Origin of the sequence: Microcoleus sp. CAWBG58 (assembly GCF_020883045.1) — a bacterium.
Taxonomy (GTDB): Bacteria; Cyanobacteriota; Cyanobacteriia; order Cyanobacteriales; family Microcoleaceae; genus Microcoleus.
This window is the reverse complement of the sequence record NZ_JAHRFA010000003.1, coordinates 29565-50560: the sequence shown is the minus strand read 5'-3', so window position 1 is coordinate 50560 and position 20996 is coordinate 29565. Positions and strand designations below refer to the sequence as shown.

Sequence of the window (20996 nt, the reverse complement as noted above, 5' to 3'; positions counted from 1 at the left end):
CGATGTCATTCGATTTAAGATTTGAGAATTTAGATTTAGTTGTAGTGCCGTGAATCTGGGAGCTTGAACAGGAGTCTAAAATTTTTCGTGCTCTATGACTTGAGTCGGTGGGACGGTATCCATTTTTTGGAAGGTCAAACTAAAATGGAAATTAGGCCAGTGTTCCAAACCGTTATGCGATCGGCGATGATTTCCAATTCTTCAATTCTTTAATCTCAAATCTAAACTCTCAAATCTAAAATGGTATGAGACGGATGTCAGACTTCGATCGCGGTCAGGGTGCGGCCATTGTCAAAGCTCAAAGCTAAAATGGCATTAATTGCCGGTTCCACCTGCATCTCCCCCTTGATTTGCCCATGTCAATAACAGTTTCTGATAGCCAAAGCTTCTTAGAACAGGCGATCGACCGCAAACCGCCGGTACTCCCTCCTGATACACCCTTGAAAGTCGCGATCGCCGCCATGACTCAGGCGAGGGCTAGTTGCATTTTAATCGCGTTCGATCGGCAACTGATGGGAATTTTTACAGAGCGCGATGTTGTGAAAATCACTGCGAGCGAAATGCCGCTAGCAGGGATGACAATTTCTGAGGTAATGACACAAAAGCCGATCGCCATTTCCCTGGATAAAGCGGGGAATATCTTCAAAATATTGAGTATATTGCGATCCTCTTCGAGGGCTGCGCTAACGACAAAAATCCGTCACTTGCCCGTCACAGACAACAGCGGAAACTTGCTGGGCGCCATCACCGGAGAAAGCATCCGTCAAATCCTGAAACCGGGCGACTTGCTGCAAATGCGGCGCGCCGAAGAAATTATGACCGCAGAAGTAAGAGTTGCCTCAACTAACACCTCAGTTTTAGAAGTGGCAAAACAGATGGCAACTCACCGCAAAAGCTGCATAGTCATTTGCAATGAGTCCGACAACAAAAATCAGAAACCAGTCGGCATCATTACAGAATGGGACATTGTTAAATTCCAAGCTGCCGGACTCGATTTCGCTGGCACGATGGCCGCCACCGCCATGAGTTTTCCCCTGATGCAGTTGCAGGCAAAAGCCACATTGTGGGAGGCTCACCAGTTCATGCAGGATCGCCACATCCGGCGCTTGGTGGTGGTGGACGAGGGAGGATATTTAGCCGGAATTATCACCCAAAGTAGCCTGCTGCAAGCCTTAGACCCGGTAGAAATGCACGCGAATGTCGAGCTTTTGCAGGAAACAGTTGCCGAAAATATCCTGGAGTTAAAAAAAGTGAACGAACAATTGCAAAAAGAAGCGCTTCGCAGAACCGAAATAGAGGAAGAGTTGCGGTTATTAAATGAAAACTTAGAAGAGCAAATTAAGCTGCGTACTGTAGAATTAATTAACACGAACAGTCAATTAAAGAAGGAAATACAAGACCGCGCCACCGCCGAAGCTGAAGTGCGCCGCCTCAACACCGAACTGGAGCAGCGAGTTCGAGAGCGCACGGTTCAACTAGGAGCCAGCAACCAAGAATTACAGCAAGAAATTAGCGATCGCAAATTGCTAGAAGAAAAATTACACTTTTCTGAAACCAAAGTTCGTGCTGTTTTTGAAGCGATGACAGACATCGTTCTCGTACTAAATATTCATGGCAACATAGAGGTTTTGCCGACTAATACGGCGGCAGTTTATGAGCCGGATTGCGATCTAGTCAGCCTGACGGTCGAACATTTTTTTGACGACGACAACCCCGATGATTGGTGGATGCTAGTTCAGCAAGTGCTAGAGACGCAACAAACCCTCAATTTCGACTACAGTTTAACAGTTGGCGATCGCGAAATTTGGTTTTCCGCCTGTATTTCTCTGTTCTCAAAAGATGCAGTGATTTGGGTTGCCCGCAACATCAGCGCCCGCAAACTAGCAGAGTCAGCGCTGTGCAAAAAAAATGTAGAATTAGCTCATACCCTAGAAGAACTGAAGCGCACTCAACAAGAGCTGATTCAATCAGAAAAAATGGCAGCCCTCGGACAGTTAATTGCCGGAGTTGCCCACGAAATCAATTCTCCTTTAGGGGCGATTCGCTCCTCGGTGCAGAACATCGCCGACTTCTGGGCCGAACAATTGCACCAGTTACCGATATTTTTCAAGCAACTATCTCCGGAACGGCAGCAGGATTTCTTTGCCCTGCTGTACAACTCAACTACGGAAACAGACAACTTATCTAGCAAAGAAAAACGTCAGTTGAAAAAACTTTTGCAGCGGCAATTAGAATTAGAAAAAATTGACGACGCTGACAGCCTTGCTTGTACCTTGTTAGATATTGGTATTTGCAATAATCTCGAACGTTTTTTACCTTTGTTGAAAGACAGCGCAAGTCCAAATATTTTACAAACCGCTTACGAATTTGCTACGGTACAAAAAAGCACTAAAAATATTGTTACTGCGACAGATAGGGCAGCCAAAATTGTTTTTGCCTTGAAAAGCTATTCTCGTTACGACCAGTCGGGTTCCAAGGCGATCGCCAATATTACCGACGGGATTGATACTGTTTTAACGCTTTACCACTACCAAATCAAACATGGTGTGGAAGTCGTCAGGAATTATGGTAATGATTTACCCTCTATGCTATGCTATCCTGATGAACTAAATCAAGTTTGGACAAATTTGCTTCATAATGCTTTACAAGCGATGGGCAACAAAGGAATGTTAAAAATTGAGGTCAAACACCAAGATAACGCAATATCAGTCAGTATTACCGACAGCGGCCCCGGCATTCCTCCAGAGATTATGCCTAGAATTTTTGAGCCATTTTTCACTACTAAACCTCCTGGAGAAGGCAGCGGTTTGGGATTGGATATCGTTCATAAAATCATTAAAAAACACCAAGGTAAACTGCAAGTAGAAAGCGTGCCAGGTCAAACCAAATTTACTGTATCCTTGCCTATCGAAATCACTGAGAGAAATTAAAATTTGGCTCAATCTGCCCGTCCATTTTAAAATAAAAAAAGAGTAAAATTTTATGCCAAAACCAGTAATTTTGTGTGTTGACGATGAAGTTGTAATCTTAAACAGCTTGAAGATTCAACTGAAAAAAGAATTTGGTGATGATTACCTCTATGAAGTAGCAGAAAATGCCGATGAAGCTCTCGAAATTATTGAGGAAATTCAAGGAGAAGAGGAAAGCGATATTTTGGTCATAGTATCTGACTGGTTGATGCCGGGTCTTAAAGGAGATGAATTTTTGATCCGGGTTCACCAAAAATATCCCAATATTGTGAAAGTTATGCTGACCGGGCAAGCTGACGAAATAGCAATAGAACGGGTGAAAGAGCAGGCAAACTTGCACCGCTGTTTGTACAAGCCGTGGGACGGTCAAGAATTAGTAGAAACTATAAAATCTGGTTTAGCAAAAATATGAACAATAAACCTGTGATTATTTGCGTGGATGACGAACCGATCATTCTTGAAAGTTTGAAGATTGAGTTAAAAAAAGCCCTAGGAGAAGAACATTTATTAGAAACAGCCGAAGGCGGCGAAGAGGCTTTAGAGTTGATAGATGAATTGCTGGAAGAGGGTTGCGAAATCGTGGCTGTGATTTCCGACTACCTGATGCCCAATATCAAAGGGGACGAATTACTGAAGCAGATTCACATAATTTCACCAAAAACCATCAAAATCATGCTGACGGGGCAAGCAGACCTCGAAGCTGTGGCGAATACTATTAAATATGCTAAATTGTACCGCTACATATCTAAGCCTTGGCAGTCAGAAGATTTGAAGTTGACCTTAAAAGAAGCGGTCAACAGCTATTTTATGGAGAAGCAATTAGGGGAACAAAATGCTCAACTCCAAAAGCTGAATCAAGAATTGGAAACTTTAGTTGAGGAGCGGACTGCACAACTGAGCTTGTCTGAGGAAAAGTTTGCTAAAGCTTTTCGTTCTTCTCCCAACCCGATTACTATTGCCCGACTTAAAGACGGTCGTTATTTAGAAGTCAATGAGGCTTTTTGTCAGACAATTGGTTATTCGATAGCAGAAATTATCGATCGCACGGCGCTTGATTTGAATCTTTGGGAAAGCGAACCAGCCCGCGCCAAGTTGTTTGCAATGTTAGACGAACAAAAAATTGTTCGTAACTACGAATTTGATTGGCGCACGAAAACTGGGGAACTCAGAACCGGGCTGGTGTCTGCTGAAATCATTGACATTCACGGCGAAACCTGCGTGATTTCTGTGATTCAAGATATTAGCGATCGCAAATTGGCAGAAGAAAAACTCCGGGCTCTAGCTGCATCCTTAGCAGCAGCGCAGAGAATCGCCCGCGTCGGCAATTGGGAATGCGATTTTTCTGCCAATACAACTACTTGGTCGGAAGAATTATCTCATATTTTCGATCTCGATGCAACCGAGGCTGCGCCAACACTAAGTGAATTTGCACAATACGTGCATCCGGACGATCGCCAAAAATGGCAAACAACGATCGACGCTGCTATTGCTAGCGGCAAATCCTACAGTTTGGAATATCGCATCCTGCGCCCGGAACCGACAATTGCTGCGGATACTTGCCCGTCACAGACAAGTGAAGGCGGCTCGATCCGCTACATTGAATCCAAAGGAGAAGTAGTTGTCAACCAACAAGGGCAAGTGACTAAACTCTTCACAACTTTGATGGACATTACTGCCCGCAAGCTGGCGGAAATAGCATTAGCAGAAAGCGAAGAAAAATACCGTCATTTAGTTGAAACTTCCCAAGATATTATCTGGTCTTGCGATGCCCAAGGACACCTGACTTTTGTCAACCAAGCTGTCAAACAAATCTACGGTTATGAGCCGGAAGAAATGCTAGGCTATTCTTTTAGCGATTTCTTGGCGCCTGCCCAAATAGACCGGAACCGAGAACTTCAGCAGCACTTGCTGACGGGAGATGCTGTGTTTCAGTACGAAAGTATAGTATTAGGGAAAGACGGCAGGCAGATAGATGTCAATACAAAGGCGATCGCGCGATTGGATGCAGCAGGAAATATCATCGGTACCACAGGCACAGCCAGCGATATTACTGAGCGCAAACAAGCAGAAATATCGCTGCAAAAAGCCAAAGAAGAAGCCGACAGAGCCAACAAGGCTAAAAGTGAATTTCTCTCGAATATGAGCCACGAATTGCGAACTCCCCTCAACGCGATTCTCGGTTTCAGTCAACTGCTGGCGCGCGACGCAGCCCTCGGTAGTGACCAACAGCAATATTTAGGAATTATTAGCCGCAGCGGGGAACATTTGCTCGATCTGATCAACAATATTCTGCAAATGTCAAAAATCGAAGTCGGGCTGGTGACACTCAATAACAGCACCTTCGACTTGCACAGAATGCTAGAAAATACTGAAGATATGCTGAAGCTGCAAGCCGAAAAAAAAGGGTTGCAGTTAATTTGTGATGCTGCGCCCAACCTCCCTCAATATGTAGAAACAGATGAAAGTAAGTTGCGTCAAGTATTAATTAATGTGGTGGGAAATGCGATCAAGTTTACGGCAGAAGGTGGTGTTAACTTGAGAATCAAACATGAGCTGTTGTCAAACAGAAATAACGAAGAGATTGGGCCGATCGCAAATTGCTGCTTGCTCTTTGAAGTGGAAGACACGGGGGCGGGAATTTCTGCCCAAGAAATGGATAGTTTGTTTAAGCCTTTTGCTCAGACAGAAAGCGGAAGAAAAGCTCATGAAGGAACTGGTTTAGGCTTGCCGATCAGCAAACAGTTCGTTGAGTTAATGGGAGGAGAAATGACGGTGACAAGCAGCGTCGCTAACGGCAGTATTTTTAGATTTGATGTTAAAGTTTCGCTCCCTAATGCAGTGGAAATTCAGGTTGCTCAAACAACTCGTCGCGTTGTGGGCCTGGAACCCGGACAGCCGGAATACCGCATTTTAGCTGTGGACGATCGCCTGGAAAGCCGTTTGTTGCTGGTGAGAATGCTGTCATCTCTCGGTTTTACTGTGCGGCAGGCTGAAAATGGCGTTGAAGCTTTGTCCGTGTGGTCGAGTTGGGAACCTCATTTGATTTGGATGGATATGCGGATGCCGGTGATGGATGGCTACGAAGCTACTAAACAGATTAAAGCGCATTTGAAGGGTCAAGCAACGGTGATTATTGCTCTGACGGCGAGTGCTTTTGATGAAGAGCGATCGGTGATTTTGTCTGCTGGGTGCGATGATTTTGTCGCTAAGCCTTTTCGGGAACAAGTCATTCTGGAAAAGATGGCTAAGTATCTGGGTGTCCGCTATGTTTACGATCGAGAAGCTTCGCTAAGTTCCGATCCTGTTGCTGGTGGTGACGTTTCGGCGCCGACTGTGACGGCTCCTTTGCCTGTTGCGCTGAATTCTTCATTTTTTGAAGCTATGCCTCTCCAATGGGTTGATGAGTTGTACGAGGCGGCGGATTCGGTTGATAACGAGGAGATTTTTCGGCTGCTGTTGTCGATTCCTCCTGTTGATGCTGGTTACCGCAGCGCGATTGCCGATTTGGCGAATAACTTCCGGTGCGATCGGATTATTGATTTGATTGAGGAATTTAGAAATGTTTGAGGGAAGAAGGAAGTTCGGCAACGGATTTTATAACGGATGTAACGGATTTAACGGATGTTGAGGTTAGAGGGGAGAGGTTCGAGGGGAGAGGGGCGGGTTCGGGATTGTTGATGGTTGAGGTCGATCGACTATTGCTAAACTTGCTCCTGGGCGATCGGCTAAACTATCTTTGATAATTATTTAAATCAGTATAAAGGTGGACGAAGAAACTGGGTCTTATAACGAAAATATCTCGTTATACCAGTTACACAAAAAAAGCAACTGCTTTGCCAGCGCTCCAAACCCTTATAGAATCATTCATTCCCCATCTAAAATCTAAAATCGTATTACCAGAAAGAATTGGTTGAAAGCCCGCCCGCCTTCGAGGGAGAAATTAAAATCAGACTATTCATTACTCCAATCCTCTTCTTTCTAGGTAGAGGTCGCTCTCCTTCTGTCAACTATCAACTGTCAACTGTTGAAGGCTCTCTATCTTGGTTGAAAAACCCGGTTTCTCGGTTTTTTGTAGGTAAGTTCTGTAAATATAGAAGTAGTTGATGCTGGAGCGAGTGCTATAGTCAGGAACTCAGGGCTCAAGCCACTGAGCTTGTAAGAAATTGCAAGCTGTTCTGACCAGACCCCTCTTGTCGAGGAGACGTTATTTAGGTCACGACACCGGAGAATGCGACGCCAGTTTTCCGCTCTGTCATCTGCAATTAAATAGTTTTAAAGTCACTGAAACAGTGTTGCAGGTCTAACAAGCCTTTATAACCAGGTCGAGGCGAACATTACCCGAAAGGGATTCGGAGACAACCATATCTCCACAGAGGGGCAACCATACCCCTCTAACCCCGAAAGGGGATTCAAGGCGATTGAAATCGCCGAGTCGTTTTCCTCTCAGGTCTAAAGACTCGCTCCTTTCCCACTTACCGATTTTTTATGACGATTTAATTGGTTTTCATAATTTCAGCAATTATAAATTTAACAAAAATACCATCAATGACCACCACTCAAACACACAATAATAAAGGCAACATATTAATTGTTGACGACACTCCCGAAAATTTGCAAGTTTTATCAGCAACGCTGTCGGATCGCGGCTACAAAGTCCGGGGCGTAATCAACGGCAAAATGGCAATCAGAGCCGCGCGTTCAGGTTCTCCAGACTTGATTTTGCTCGACATAAAAATGCCAGAAATGGACGGCTATGAAGTCTGCACGCAGCTCAAGGTCGATCCGAAAACATCAGAAATTCCAGTTATTTTTATTAGCGCTTTAGATGAAGTATTAGACAAAGTAACCGCCTTTAAAGTAGGAGGGGTAGATTTTATAACCAAACCATTTCATGTAGCAGAAGTTTTAGCGAGAATCGAACATCAACTGACCATCCAAAGACTGAAAAAACAATTGATGGATCGCAATACAGAACTGCAACAAGAAATAATAGAACGCAAAAAAGCCGAAGAAGCCGCAGCCGCTGCATCCCTAGCAAAAAGTCAATTCGTTGCCAACATGAGCCACGAATTGCGGACTCCCCTGAACGCCATCCTGGGTTTTACCCAAGTCATGAGCCGCGACTCTTTGCTCAGCCACGAAAATATTGAAAATCTCCGAATTATCAACCGCAGCGGTCAACATTTGCTGGAATTAATTAACGATGTTTTAGACTTGTCCAAAATAGAAGCTGGGATCATTGGCTTAGATGAACGCAGCTTTGACCTTTATCAAGTTCTCGACACTCTCGAAGAGATGTTTCAAATCAAAGCTGAAACCAAAAATTTGCAACTAAGATTTTCCGTGCAGCCGAATGTTCCCCAATACATCAAAACTGATGAAAAAAAGCTGCGCGTATGTTTAATTAATTTGCTGGGAAATGCCATAAAATTTACACCAAATTGCGGTAATATTTGGCTGCGCGCGAGCGTGCAAGCCAACCAGCAGCCTGCAAAATCGGAGGTGGATCCTAATTCTAATTCGGACGATTCCTATTTTATTTTGTTTGAAGTTGAAGACACGGGAGTTGGCATAGCAACAGCAGAAATTGACAAGTTATTTGAGGCTTTCGTGCAAACAGAAGCTGGCAAACAAGCGGCTGACGGTACGGGATTGGGTTTGACAATCACTAAAAAATATGTAGAGATCATGGGCGGAGATATTGAGGTAGACAGTGTTTTAGGTGAGGGAACCATTTTTAAATTTAATATCCGAGTATTTCCCGCTACTTCGTCTGAAATAACAGTGGCGACATTGCAGCGGGCGATCGCACTACAACCAGATCAACCGGTTTATCGGATTTTAGCAGTTGACGACAATCAAGAAAATCGGCTGCTGCTGGTGAAAATGCTGCAACCAATTGGTTTTGAAGTCCGAGAAGCGGAAAACGGCCTCCAAGCTGTTGAACTTTGGGAAAGTTGGCACCCTGATTTAATTTGGCTGGATACGCGAATGCCTGTAATGAACGGTTTTGAAGCCGTCAGACAAATTAGAGCTAAAGAGAAACCATCTGAGCGTCGAACTGTAATTATTGCTCTGACTGCTAGCACCTTTGAGGAAAAAAAAGGCGAAATTCTTGCCGCAGGTTGCGACGATTTTGTGCGGAAACCTTTTCAAGAGCAAATGCTCTTTGATAAGATGGCTTCTTACTTGGGAGTGCGCTATATCTATCAAGAATGGCCCGCGCTCCCTATCGGGGCTTTACGGCGTTATTTTGTGAGCGAAAAACCAGATTCATTTTTCTCGCCGCTGCTCGCCCAGATGCCTCGAAGTTGGGTGCAGGAACTCTACGACGCAGTTAATGATGTTGATGAAGATCTGGCGATTCAAATTGTCGATCGCATTTCGGAAACTCATCCAACGTTAGCTGAGGCCTTAAAAGATTTGCTGGCAGATTACCGACTCGACAGGATAATGGATTTAACTCAATCTATTTTAAAATAAATGGAGCATAGTGAAATTAAAGTATTGGTGGTTGACGACCAACCGAGCAATCTGCGGTTCTTATCCGAGCTGCTAACTGCCCAGGGGTATCAAGTTTGTCGGGCTATTTGCGGTAAACTGGCGTTGAAGGCTGCGATCGCCCATTGCCCCGATTTAATTTTGCTCGACATCAGAATGCCGGAAATGAACGGTTATGAAGTTTGTCGGAGACTGAAAGCTACACCGGAAACCGAACAAATTCCGGTGATTTTTTTAAGTGTATTAGATGAGATTAATGATAAATTACAAGCTTTTCGAGTGGGCGGCGCCGACTATATTCTCAAGCCATTTCAAGTAGAAGAAGTTTTAGCGCGCATCGACAAGCAAGTCTGCTTGCAAAAACTGCAACAGCAACTAAAAGAGCAAAACACTGAACTGCAACAGTCGCAGTCGCTGCTTGCTAGCATCTTAAATAGTTCCTTAGATGGTGTGGTGGCTTATTCTGCCGTCCGCAACAGTCAGGGAAAGATTGTAGATTTCCTGTGGTTGTTAGTCAACCCTGCTGCCAACAATATTTCTGGTCGGCCATTAAATGCGATCGTTGGCAATCATTTGTTGGCAGAAATTCCCGAGGTTCGGAATAATGGATTATTTGATTTGTACGTTTCTGTCGTAGAAACCGGAGAAATTTTAGACCAAGAATTTTATTACGAACACAATTCAGAGACAAGTGCTTGGCTGCACATTGTCGCGGTCAAATTAAACGACGGTCTGGCAGTAACATTTCGCAATATCACCGATCGCAAACGAGGAGAAATTGCCCTGCGAGAAAGTGAAGAACGTTTCCGCGCGATATTTGAGCAAGCAGCAGTCGGCATCGCTAAAACCACACTTTTAGGTGAATTTTTGCGAGTAAATCCCGGCTTTTGCCAAATTGTCCGCTATGCAGAATCGGAATTGTTGCAGCTTGATTGGCAGGCAATTACTCACCCTGATGACATCGAAGCTGGCAGAGAATACGTGCGGTTGCTGTTATCCGGGGAAATTCAAACTTTTTCTCGGGAAAAGCGTTTGATCTGCAAAGATCGGGAAGTGTGCTGGGCGAATGTTACTGTTTCGGTAATGCGCGATGCTGAGGGAACCGCGCAATATTTGATTTGTGCGATCGAGGATGTTTCCGAGCGCAAGCTGGTACAAGAATTGCTGCAAGCGAGTTTAGAAACTCAAACCCGTTATGCTGAAGAACTGACTCGTTCTAATGCCGAATTAGAACAGTTTGCCTACGTGGCTTCTCACGATTTGCAAGCACCTTTGGGCACGATTGCAGGCTACGCTCAACTATTAGAACGGCGCTATCAAAACCAACTTGATGCCCAGGGGAATAAATTTGTCGGCAATATTGTTAATTCTTGCGTGCGGATGCAGGCGCTGATTGATGACTTGCTGGAGTATTCGCGAGTGGGCCGCAGTCAGAAACCTTTTGAGCTGATAAATTGCAATCAGGTTTTTGAGGATGCTTGCGCTAATTTGCAGTTGGCAATCCGCAAGCATCAAGCTACTGTAACTAGGGGCGATTTGCCAATGGTAAGAGGTGACTGTTTTCAACTGTTGCAACTGTTTCAAAATTTAATTGGCAATGCCATTAAATACCGTACCAGCGAGGCGCCGGTGGTACAGGTGGGCGCTGCGCGTCAGGGAGATAACTGGGTGTTTGCGGTGCAGGACAACGGTATTGGCATTCCCGAACAGCACCATCCACGAATTTTTCAGATTTTTCAGCGCTTGCACACCCAAAAAGAGTATTCGGGAACAGGTATCGGTTTAGCGATTTGTCTGAGAATTGTCGAGCGGCATGGCGGCCGGCTTTGGGTAGAATCAGCACCCGGTCGAGGCTCGACTTTTTATTTTTCTGTTCCTGTTGCACCGTGAAATCAGCATTCTGCTTGGATCGGTCAGCAGTCATTTAGTTAAACTATAAATATTTTTATCATTTTTTACACAAATACTCATAAATTTTAGCATATTCACTGATGACATCAAGCTAAAAATCGTTCAGTATAATGATATTAGCTCGATCTCTATACAACTTAAAAATCAGCGGTGTGCGCCAGACTTGTCAGTTTGTTTCCACTGTATCCAGATCATCTGGCTTTGGGATGCAGTAGTTTTAGTAGTAATTTGCGGACAAGCATTTCTGATGTCTTTGCCGTTTGCCGGTGCTCGGAGAGACTGCCAAGTGAAACAAAGATTAGTGACAAACATTTGCGAATTATGCAAAACCGCCAATTGCTGCAACACAAATTCAGTGTTATGGGCCAGATTTGCCAGATCGTCGTGGCAACAGATGCTTTGCAGGCGATCGCAAACCGCTTCAAGTCCCGCTACCTCACAAAATTAGTTAGTCGTGAGGCCAAGCTGTGAATTATCCAAAGAAAAATGAAAAGAAAAAATTTACTATTTTAATAGCAAACGATGACGAGGACACGCGCTTTTTGGTGGAGGAAGCACTGCGAGAAGTTCGATTACCAATCAGAAGCGAATTTGTGGAAAATGGAGAACAAGTGCTAGACTATTTGTACCGTCGCCGTCAATATGCTGGTGGCAGCAATTGGCATCGACCAGACCTGATACTTTTGGATCTGAATATGCCGAGGCTTGACGGGCGAGAAGCACTAACTTCGATCAGATATGACCCCCAGTTTCAACAAATTCCGGTGGTGATTCTCACAACGTCGCACCGCAGCGGAGATATCTTGCTTTGCTACCGCTTGGGTGCGAATTCTTTCATATCTAAACCAGTCACTTTTCAAGGATTGGTGGAAGTAATGAAGATTTTATGCCAGTATTGGTTTGAAATCGTTTCGCTCCCGCCCCCCGATCTGTAAGCTTTAATTGATGGCTAGATAGTTTCAGTTGACAGTTGACAGTTGACAGTTGACAGTTGACAGTTGATAGTTGATAGTTGACAGTTGATAGTTGACAGTTGACAGTTGACAGTTGACCGCAAGAGGGCGACCTCTACTTAAAAGGAAGAGGATTGGAGTAATGAATAGTCTTCTTTTAACTTGTTCCTAAAAGGATTTCGGCTTTCAACCAATTATTTCTGCTAAACTGAATTTGATAGACCGACATATTGCTGCAATACGATTCTATTAAGGCAGATCCTGCCTAACTGCCCTTAAAAAGGTGGGGATAAGAATCCGATCGAAGTTCCGCTTCTTAAGGGGGATTTAGGGGATATTCGGGGAATAAATAGCCCGATCGCAAATAAGCAAATAAGTAGGTAGGTACAAATAAACAGGCTGATGGGGAGGTTGGGTGAGAGCAAGGCTCCACGGCCTGCTAGTTAAACATCCGGGTTCAACCCGCCGCTAGAAGATATTATTGTTGTTTAGTGCCGATCGCCCGTATCGCTCTCAAAACAAAAACTTTCCTTAAACCTGCTCCAAACGCTATAGTTGTGTTAACACGTAACCAATGTCTGAAAATTTTGTTGGTTGAGGATGACCTCGCAGATGCGACGCTGATCGAAGATCTTTTAGGGTCATTCAGCGATGCTCTGTTTCGCCTCCAAACTGTTACATCTCTAGAGAGGGGACTCGCGTGTCTGGAAGCAGAAAAGTTTGACGCCGTACTATTAGACTTGTCAGTGTCAGACGGCTTGGGGGGAAGCGAGGATCTCGCCGTCTTGAAAGCCCGATCGCCCACAGTGCCAGTTGTGGTGCTGACGGATAGCAATGATGAGAATACGGCGCTGTCGGTATTGCGATCGGGCGCTCAAGATTGTTTGGTAAAGGGAAGATTTCAGAGAACTCTGCTGGTGCGAGCAATCCATTACGCGATCGAACGCCAGCAAGTCGAAGAACAATTGCGACAGCAGGCGATCCGAGAGCGGCTGTTGGGACAAATGATCGAACATATTCGATCGTCAATAGACGCGGCAAGCATTCTTCAAAGTACCGTAGCAGAAGTGCGCCAATTTCTCAAAACAGACCGGGTTTTAATTTATCGCTGTCAGGATTGGGCGTCTCAATTTGACGGGGAAGAGCAAAAAGGTGCGATCGTCGCAGGTGACGGTTTGCCAGACGGTTATATTGAAAACCAAAATATTAATGCTGCTTTGGCGGTGTCATGTTTAGTTTTGGTTGAATCCCAGTCTGTACAAGCAATAGCAGATGTCAACACTGCCGCATTGTCTGGGAGTTGCAAAGAATTGCTGGCAGATTGTGAAATTGCAGCAGTTTTAAGCGTGCCAATTTGGCAATCGGGCGACTGGGAAACGGCAAACCAAAGACTAGAAGGCACTGTTTGGGAAGCCGAAAAAAATCAATATGCAGCCGAAAATTATCTCTCGCTGCCGGCTGTTGGCAAACCGCAGGCACAGGGAAAAAGTGCGCCGGATTTAGAGAGAGAAAATCGCAATAATTTGTGGGGAATGCTGACAGCATACAATTGCAGCGAGACGAGGGAATGGCAGCAGTGGGAAATAGATTTTTTACAGCACTTGGCGAATCAAGTAGCGATCGCGATCGAACAATCTCAACTTTACCGCCAGCTAGCAATAGCCAATCAAAAATTGCAGGAACTGGCCACGACTGACGGACTGACGGGCATTGCCAACCGCCGCCAGTTCGATCGCGTTTTGATGTTAGAGTGGCGCAGATTGGCAAGAGAGGAACTGCCGCTGTCTTTAATTATGTTTGACATCGACTTTTTTAAACTTTATAACGACTTTTACGGGCACCTCGGCGGCGACGATTGTTTGCGCCAAGTTGCCAGGGCGATCGCCTCTTGTGCCAAGCGGGCTGGGGATTTGCCGGCCCGCTACGGCGGCGAAGAATTTGCCATAGTGCTGCCCAACACCAGCGCTGAAGGGGCAAACATTGTCGCCCGGAAAATTTGCGATCGCATTGCCAGCTTGCAAGTGCCCCACGCGCGATCGTCGATCGGTTCCTACGTTACCGTCAGTTGCGGAATTGCCACAGCGATTCCTTCTGCCCAGCAATCTCCTGACAGCCTAATTCGCAGCGCTGACAGCGCCCTTTATCAAGCCAAAACCGAAGGCAAAAATCGTATTTGTCACGCCAGCAAGCCGGAATCTTCCCCTTTAACCGCTCTCGGTTTGTAGAAATGCTGGGCGGTTGGAAACCGCATCTACACAAACGATGTCCGCCTCTGCGGACTAAGAAATATGGAATTTGAGAGAAATGTGCGAGTGACTCTTCAACCTGCGGAGGCGGACTAAGAAATATGGAATTCGAGAGAAATATGCGATGGCTTACGCCCCGCTACGCTACGACTCTTGAACCTGCGGAGGCAGGTTTTGTTTGTGTAGACGCGGTTTCCAACCGCCGGGGTTTTTGGGTTGATATCTGATCCAGTTACATGAATGACCACTATAAAACAATACGGTTTACTTAACACTTTTTGGGGAAGTTCATCTGACGATTTTATAGGCAGTACAGGATTTTTTGGCAAGTCAGATCCTTCTTAAGTCAACCGTATTGCACTATAAAATTAGTATTACCAAATCTCCCAAATTTTAGTTTGTATTCGCTAAATTCGATCGCACGGGAATTTCAATCAAAAACTCCGATCCCTCTCCCAGTGTCGAAATACAGGTCAATCTGCCACCGTGGCGATCGACTACAATCGAGTGAGAAATCGACAGTCCCAAGCCCGTACCCTTGCCCACAGGCTTAGTCGTGAAAAACGGGTCAAACAGCCTCGATCGCACTGGCTCCGGTATCCCCCCGCCGTTGTCCGCAATAGATACCGCTACGAAGCCCGCAGCAGCCTCATAAGTCCGAATCGCGATCGTACTGGGATGTCGATCGCACTCCTCGATCGTCCGCCCCTTGTCCCGTTCCTCCAAAGCATCGATCGCATTAATCAAAATATTCATAAATACCTGATTCAACTCGCCCGGAAAACATTCAACTTGCGGCAATAACTGGTAATCTTTAACAATCTGAATCCCCGGACGGCTGCTGTGAGATTTCAAGCGATTTTGCAAAATCATCAAAGTGCTGTCAATTCCCTCGTGAATGTTCGCCGACTTACCAGCAGACTCGTCCAACCGGGAAAAATTGCGTAATGATTTGACAATTTCGACAATTCGCTCGGTTCCTACTTGCATAGAAGTAAACAATTTCGGGAAATCGTCAGCAATATAATCCAAGTCTATTTCATTGAGTTTATCTAACACTTGAGCCGGAGGATTAGGACAGTAATCTTGATAAATTTTAATCAATTCCAACAAATCTAAACTGTAACGGCGAGCCGGACTGAGATTGCCGTGAATAAAGCTAACTGGGTTATTAATTTCGTGAGCGACACCAGCAACTAACTGACCCAAACTCACCATTTTTTCATTTTGAACGAGCTGAGCTTGAGTGGTTCTGAGTTTGTTAATAGCTGCTTCCAACTCTCGCGCTTTTGAACGTTCGCGCGCTTCCGATTCCTGCAAAGCTGACTCCGCTTGTCTGCGATCGGCAATTTCAGTTTGTGCTTGCTCAAAAAGCGTCGATTGCTGGATCGCGATTGCTAACTGCACGCTAATTTGTTTGAGACACTCCACCTCAATTTTTAGCCATTGGCGGCAGCCAGCGCACTCGTGAGCAATCAACAAGCCCCACAACTTCTCACCTTGCAAAATCGGCACTACCAAATTAGCTCGCACCTGAAATTGAGCTAATAAATTAATGTAGCACTCAGAAAGACCAGCTTTATAAATATCATCCACAGCTACAGTGCGACCGTTTTGGTAAGCAGAACCATAGCTGTCTTTAAAGCAAGAATCGTTAATACTTATTCCCTGAAGCGACCGCCAATTTTCACCCACCGCCTCAACTGCTACAAAACCGCTCCAATCGGGATTAAACCGATAAATAATTGTCCGGTCTGTTTGCAGAAAATGTCGTACTTCAGCAACAGCTTTTGTCAAGATTTCTTCTAAATTTAGAGAAGAGCGAATGCGTTCCAGCATCCCTACCACCAAGCGTTCTTGTTTTAATTGCTGGCGCAAGATAGACTCGGCAAGTTTGCGGTGATTAATATCTTCAATCACAGCAATTCCGTAGCTTGGTTCCCCAAACCCGTCCCGCACTAAAGATACAGTCACATTAGCCCAAACAAATGAACCGTCTTTGTGCACAAAGCGTTTCTCAAGTGAATAATTCAAAATTTCCCCAGCTAACAGTCTTTGGGCAGACTCGACATCTGCTTCTACATCTTCGGGGTGAGAAATTTCCCAAACATTTCGCAGTTTTAGTTCCAATTCTGAGTATCCGATAATCTTGCAGAAGCCTTGATTTGCATTCAAGAAACTACCTTCGGGCGACACTTTAACAATCCCGATCGCCGCTTGTTCAAATACAGCCCGAAATCGCTGTTCGCTTTCTTGCAAAGCAATTTCTGCTTTTTTGCGATCGGTAATATCGATTTCCGTGCCAAACAGTCGCACCACCTGACCGAAGTCATTTTTAACAGCTTGTCCTTTACAGTTAACGTGCCGGATTTCTGCTGGTGGACAATATATGCGGTGGTCGATGTCGAAAGCTATCCCTTCATTCACCGCCTTTTGCAAAGCTTCTGTAACGCTTTCCTTATCATCGGGATGAATTTGCTCTAAAATTTGTGTCATTGTCGGCTGCCAATTAAATTCTCTACAGTAAATGCGAAACACTTCGGTAGACCAATTAACAAGACCGGTATCTATGTCGAATTCCCAATTTCCCATGCGGCCAATTTCTTGTGCATATTGCAATTGGTCGGCAAGTTCTTGTAGAGATGCGATTAACTGCGTTTTTTCGGCTTCGGCTTCAACGCGGGCGCTGATATCTTTGTGAGTACCCGTCATCCGCAATGGCGCACCCCATTCGTCGTACTCGACTACTTTGCCCATCCCCAAAATCCACTGCCAATTTCCGGCTTTGTTGAGGAGCCTAAATTCAAATTCATAGATCTCGATGCCACCTTCAAAATATAAATTTAAAGATTCTCTTGCTCTGATTCTGTCTTCGGGATGCAGCAAATTTTCCCAACCTTGAAAGTTGTTGTCAATTTCAGTGTCTGCGTAACCGAGCATTGATTTCCACTGCGAGTCGAAATAAGTTTCGCCAGTAGCTATATTCCAATCCCACAGCCCCAAAGAGCTGCCTGAAACCGCTAACTGCAATCGCTCTTGACTGAATTTTAAGGCTGATTCGGCGCGTTTTAAGTCTGTAAGGTCAGCAATGATTGCCATCATTCCTATTGGTTTGCTGGCGCTATCTTTAATGCAGTCAGCTCGCAATTGAGTTTCGATAATTTCGCCGTTTTGAGCCCTGAGTGCAATTTCATTGCTCCATGACAAACCTTTCCGCAGGACTTTAAATAATTTTCTTAACTCTTGAGATTTGGCGTACATTACTGCTGGGCCACCGGCATTATTTAGTTCCTCAACTGTATAGCCGTAGCGTTGAATAAATGCTTGATTGTGATAAATTGAATAGCCGTCTAAATCTGCGATCGCGATCGCATCGCTAGCACTGTCTACAGCTTGAGTTACCAAACACAGGGTATATTCGGCGTTTTTGCGATCGGTAATATCAAAAATCGCTCCGTCAAGCCACAAAACCAACCCTTCTGGATTGTAAGTCGCCCTACCCCTTTGGGACACCCAGCGCACCGACCTGTCAGCACGCACAATCCGGTATTCTACATGATACGGCTGTTTCGAGTCTACCGCCGCTCTGATTTGTCGATCGAGCATTTCCCTGTCTGCCTTATGGATGATGCTAGCAAAACTCAAGCGGTTGTTGTGAATAAAATCCCCAGCAGCATAGCCGCTAATTGCCTCAAGTTCGTCACTCACAAACACCATCGTCCAATCAGCATCGTATAAATTGCGACAGATAGCGCCCGGAATATTCTCAATTAGCGATCGAAATCTTGCTTCGCTCTCCCGCAAAGCCGCTTCCGTCTCTTTTAAATCAGTAATATCCAGTATCATCCCTTCCCAAACAATATCGCCTTCGGACCCTATGAGCGTCGTCAAATTAACTCGTTCCGGTCTCGAAACACCTCGCATCCATTTAAGTTTTCCAGACCGCATAATCGCGCGCCATTCCTGCTGCCACGGCTCCATATTTGCCGCAGAATAAACAATAGATTCTTGAATTTTTGGGAGGTCGTCTGGATGAATGCAACTGAACATAAGTTCCGAATTTTCCTGAATATCTTCAGGTTCCAATTCATATAAATCGCGGCTGCCAGAAGAAATGTAAGGAAAACATTGTTTGCCGTCGCTTGAGAAGCGAAATTGATAAATTACTCCCGGCAAATTGGCAGCAATTTGCTGGAGTCTAGCTTGGGTTTCTTGCAGTGCTAATAGTTTCCGCTTATCCTCTGTTACCTCTCGAATTATTCCGACGAGTATTTTACTGCCGTCAGTATTTTTAAATACGGTTTTTTTTGTAGAAAGAATGTGCTTAGCACCGCTCGCATCCGTAAATATTTCCTCGCTGTTGTTTTCTTCCCCAGTTCCAAACACTTGTTCGTCTTTCTCCCAAAAAAAATCAGCTTCTTCTTTGGGAAAAAAATCGTAATCCGATTTACCTAGCAGTTCCTCGCGCTGCTTGCCTATCAGCTTGCAAAAAGCATCATTTAACAGTATCCAGCGGTGCTGTTCATCTTTGACAAAAATTGGATCCGCAACTGCATCGATCGTATAATTCAAAAAAGATTTATTAGCTTCCGCTTCCTCTCTGGCTAAAATTTTATCCGTAATATCGTTAATAGTCCCAGTAGTTCCCTGCGCCGCGCCGTTTTTGCCAAAAATCAAAAATTCCTGAACTTCTACCCAGCGAATTTCGCCATTTTTGGTAAGATATCGAATTTGATAGCAACAGGATATTTCTTGATTTTCGGTCAGATTTTTAGAGGAATTTAAATATTGGTGTTGGTCGTCAACATGAATGTAACTCAAACAGAAATTTCCTAAACTTTCATCAACCGTAAATCCGGTAATTTTCGTCCAAGCAGGATTGAGAAAAGTCCAATTGCCCGCAATATTTGTTTCAAAAACTACTTCTTTGATCTTGTCAAAAACCTGGGGGTATTTTCCTTGACTTTTTTGCCATTCTGCTTGTCGCTTCTGGCGGGCGATCGCGCACTCGATCGTCCGCACCAGCAGTCGGCTGTCTAATTCTTTTTTCACCAGATAATCTTGAGCGCCGGCGGCAATTAAATTGACAGCCAATTCTTCTTCATCCGCCCCTATCAAAATGACGATCGGAATATTGATTCCGCCATCTTGGAGGCGGAAGAAAGTATTAAATTTTGGGCTATCAGGGAGGGTTAAATCTAATAAAATTACATCAAAAACATCGCTGCTTAAAATTTCTATCGCTTCCCCGATGCGAACTACATTGGTTGTCTCAATTGATACTCTCAGTTCGCGATCGTCGGACAGCAGTTCTTGAATTAGTGCTGCATCTTGGGCACAGTCTTCTACTAAAAGAACTTTCAAGCAAGCAGGCGTTAAAGTTGATTCAAGAACAGAGGTCATACCATTTTAGATTTTAGATTTTAGATTTTAGATTTGGGAATTACTGATGAGTGTCGGGTTTCGCGCTTGTCTAAAGTTGCATTATTTTTTTCGAGCGATATCAGTTTGCTACTTTTATTTATCCAATAAAAACTGCTGCGGATGCAGCTACCTAGCTCCTATCATTTTATATTAAAAATTTAAAAAATTGAATAATTGGAAATAGTGGATGACTCTCATGGTTGAGAGTACGGCGAGTTGCATTCTTTTGAGGGAATGGCATCATTTTTGGGAAACTTGAACCGCAGGCTGTAGGGTGGCTGAGTGCTTGCAGACGCCCGAGATTTATTTGTATGCCTTGACAGTTGACCTGGGACAGTTGACATTTAAGTAGGGGAATTAAAGCGTTGAGGCATAAACAAGTCTAGGCTTTATTGATGAGGTTATTTACGTCCGCGCCGATGTGGCGGTTACTATATAATTGAGCTATTTGCTGCAATTTGTCGGCCTCACTCCAAACCTGGTTACCCAAATTTATCGTAGTTTTAGCGATCTTGCAAATCTACTCTATTTTAATTTACAACTTTTGGCAAGGAAATAGCAAGAGACTGGGCAAAACATCGCAGATGGAGAAGGACTACATTCCTGACTGCGAACCTAGCTCAGTTACAGTGAATTTACGGAACATACTATCAAATTGTCTCGGTTGAATTACTGACAAGTAACGCCAGTTTGTAGTGAGAACTTTATTCCTATCTTTTGTATAAAGAAGGACTAAAGTCCTCACTACGAACCTTTAATAAAGAAGGACTAAAGTCCTCACTACGAACCCTTGATAAAGAAGGACTAAAGTCCTCACTACGAACCTTTAATAAAGAAGGACTAAAGTCCTCACTACGAACCTTTAATAAAGAAGGACTAAAGTCCTCACTACGAACCTTTAATAAAGAAGGACTAAAGTCCTCACTACGAACCCTTGATAAAGAAGGACTAAAGTCCTCACTACGAACCTTTAATAAAGAAGGACTAAAGTC

The 20996-nt window shown here is 44.5% G+C and carries 13 protein-coding genes; 10 read left to right on the top strand and 3 right to left on the bottom strand.

The window, feature by feature from the left end:
• The first annotated feature begins 356 nt into the window (after window positions 1–356).
• From QZ918_RS01705 to QZ918_RS01675, 7 genes are all read left to right on the top strand, one after another.
• On the top strand, window positions 357–2930 hold the full coding sequence (locus QZ918_RS01705; RefSeq protein ID WP_293330317.1) for a CBS domain-containing protein: 2574 nt from the start codon (window positions 357–359) through the stop codon (window positions 2928–2930).
• A gap of 52 nt (window positions 2931–2982) precedes the next feature.
• On the top strand, window positions 2983–3381 hold the full coding sequence (locus QZ918_RS01700) for a response regulator (RefSeq protein ID WP_293150007.1): 399 nt from the start codon (window positions 2983–2985) through the stop codon (window positions 3379–3381).
• Complete coding sequence (locus QZ918_RS01695) at window positions 3378–6536, top strand: PAS domain S-box protein (RefSeq protein ID WP_293150005.1); 3159 nt, start codon at window positions 3378–3380, stop codon at window positions 6534–6536. The genes QZ918_RS01700 and QZ918_RS01695 overlap by 4 nt, the downstream gene beginning before the upstream one ends.
• Window positions 6533–6709, top strand: a complete 177-nt coding sequence (locus QZ918_RS01690) for a hypothetical protein (RefSeq protein WP_293330314.1) — start codon at window positions 6533–6535, stop codon at window positions 6707–6709. Before QZ918_RS01695 ends, QZ918_RS01690 begins: the two co-directional genes overlap by 4 nt.
• Window positions 6710–6875: 166 nt before the next feature.
• Entirely contained in the window at window positions 6876–7073 is a 198-nt protein-coding gene (locus tag QZ918_RS01685) for a hypothetical protein (protein WP_293330310.1), read from the top strand.
• Window positions 7074–7514: 441 nt separating this feature from the next.
• Window positions 7515–9452, top strand: coding sequence for a response regulator (locus QZ918_RS01680; protein WP_293330307.1), 1938 nt, complete (start codon window positions 7515–7517; stop codon window positions 9450–9452).
• Window positions 9453–11360 (top strand): ATP-binding protein, encoded by a 1908-nt coding sequence (locus tag QZ918_RS01675; protein ID WP_293330304.1) that lies wholly within the window; start codon window positions 9453–9455, stop codon window positions 11358–11360.
• Window positions 11361–11525: 165 nt separating this feature from the next.
• Here the strand turns inward: QZ918_RS01675 and QZ918_RS01670 are convergent, their stop codons facing one another.
• On the bottom strand, window positions 11526–11693 hold the full coding sequence (locus QZ918_RS01670) for a hypothetical protein (RefSeq protein WP_293330301.1): 168 nt from the start codon (window positions 11691–11693) through the stop codon (window positions 11526–11528).
• A gap of 9 nt (window positions 11694–11702) precedes the next feature.
• On the opposite strand from QZ918_RS01670, the gene QZ918_RS01665 reads away from it, so the two are divergent.
• From QZ918_RS01665 to QZ918_RS01655, 3 genes are all read left to right on the top strand, one after another.
• The gene (locus tag QZ918_RS01665; RefSeq protein ID WP_293149999.1) at window positions 11703–11852 is read left to right on the top strand and encodes a hypothetical protein; all 150 of its coding nucleotides are present in this window, start codon (window positions 11703–11705) and stop codon (window positions 11850–11852) included.
• Window positions 11849–12316: a response regulator gene (locus tag QZ918_RS01660; protein ID WP_293330298.1), complete on the top strand. Its 468-nt coding sequence runs from the start codon at window positions 11849–11851 to the stop codon at window positions 12314–12316. Before QZ918_RS01665 ends, QZ918_RS01660 begins: the two co-directional genes overlap by 4 nt.
• A gap of 575 nt (window positions 12317–12891) precedes the next feature.
• A complete protein-coding gene (locus QZ918_RS01655; RefSeq protein WP_293330295.1) occupies window positions 12892–14559 on the top strand; it encodes a diguanylate cyclase domain-containing protein in 1668 nt (555 codons plus the stop codon).
• A gap of 414 nt (window positions 14560–14973) precedes the next feature.
• On the opposite strand, the gene QZ918_RS01650 is transcribed toward QZ918_RS01655, so the two are convergent.
• Window positions 14974–19983 carry a PAS domain S-box protein gene (locus QZ918_RS01650; RefSeq protein WP_293330292.1) on the bottom strand — a complete coding sequence of 1670 codons (5010 nt, stop codon included), beginning with the start codon at window positions 19981–19983 and terminating at the stop codon, window positions 14974–14976.
• A gap of 731 nt (window positions 19984–20714) precedes the next feature.
• A partial coding sequence (locus QZ918_RS01645; protein WP_293330288.1) for a hypothetical protein occupies window positions 20715–20996 on the bottom strand: 282 nt, incomplete at its 5' end.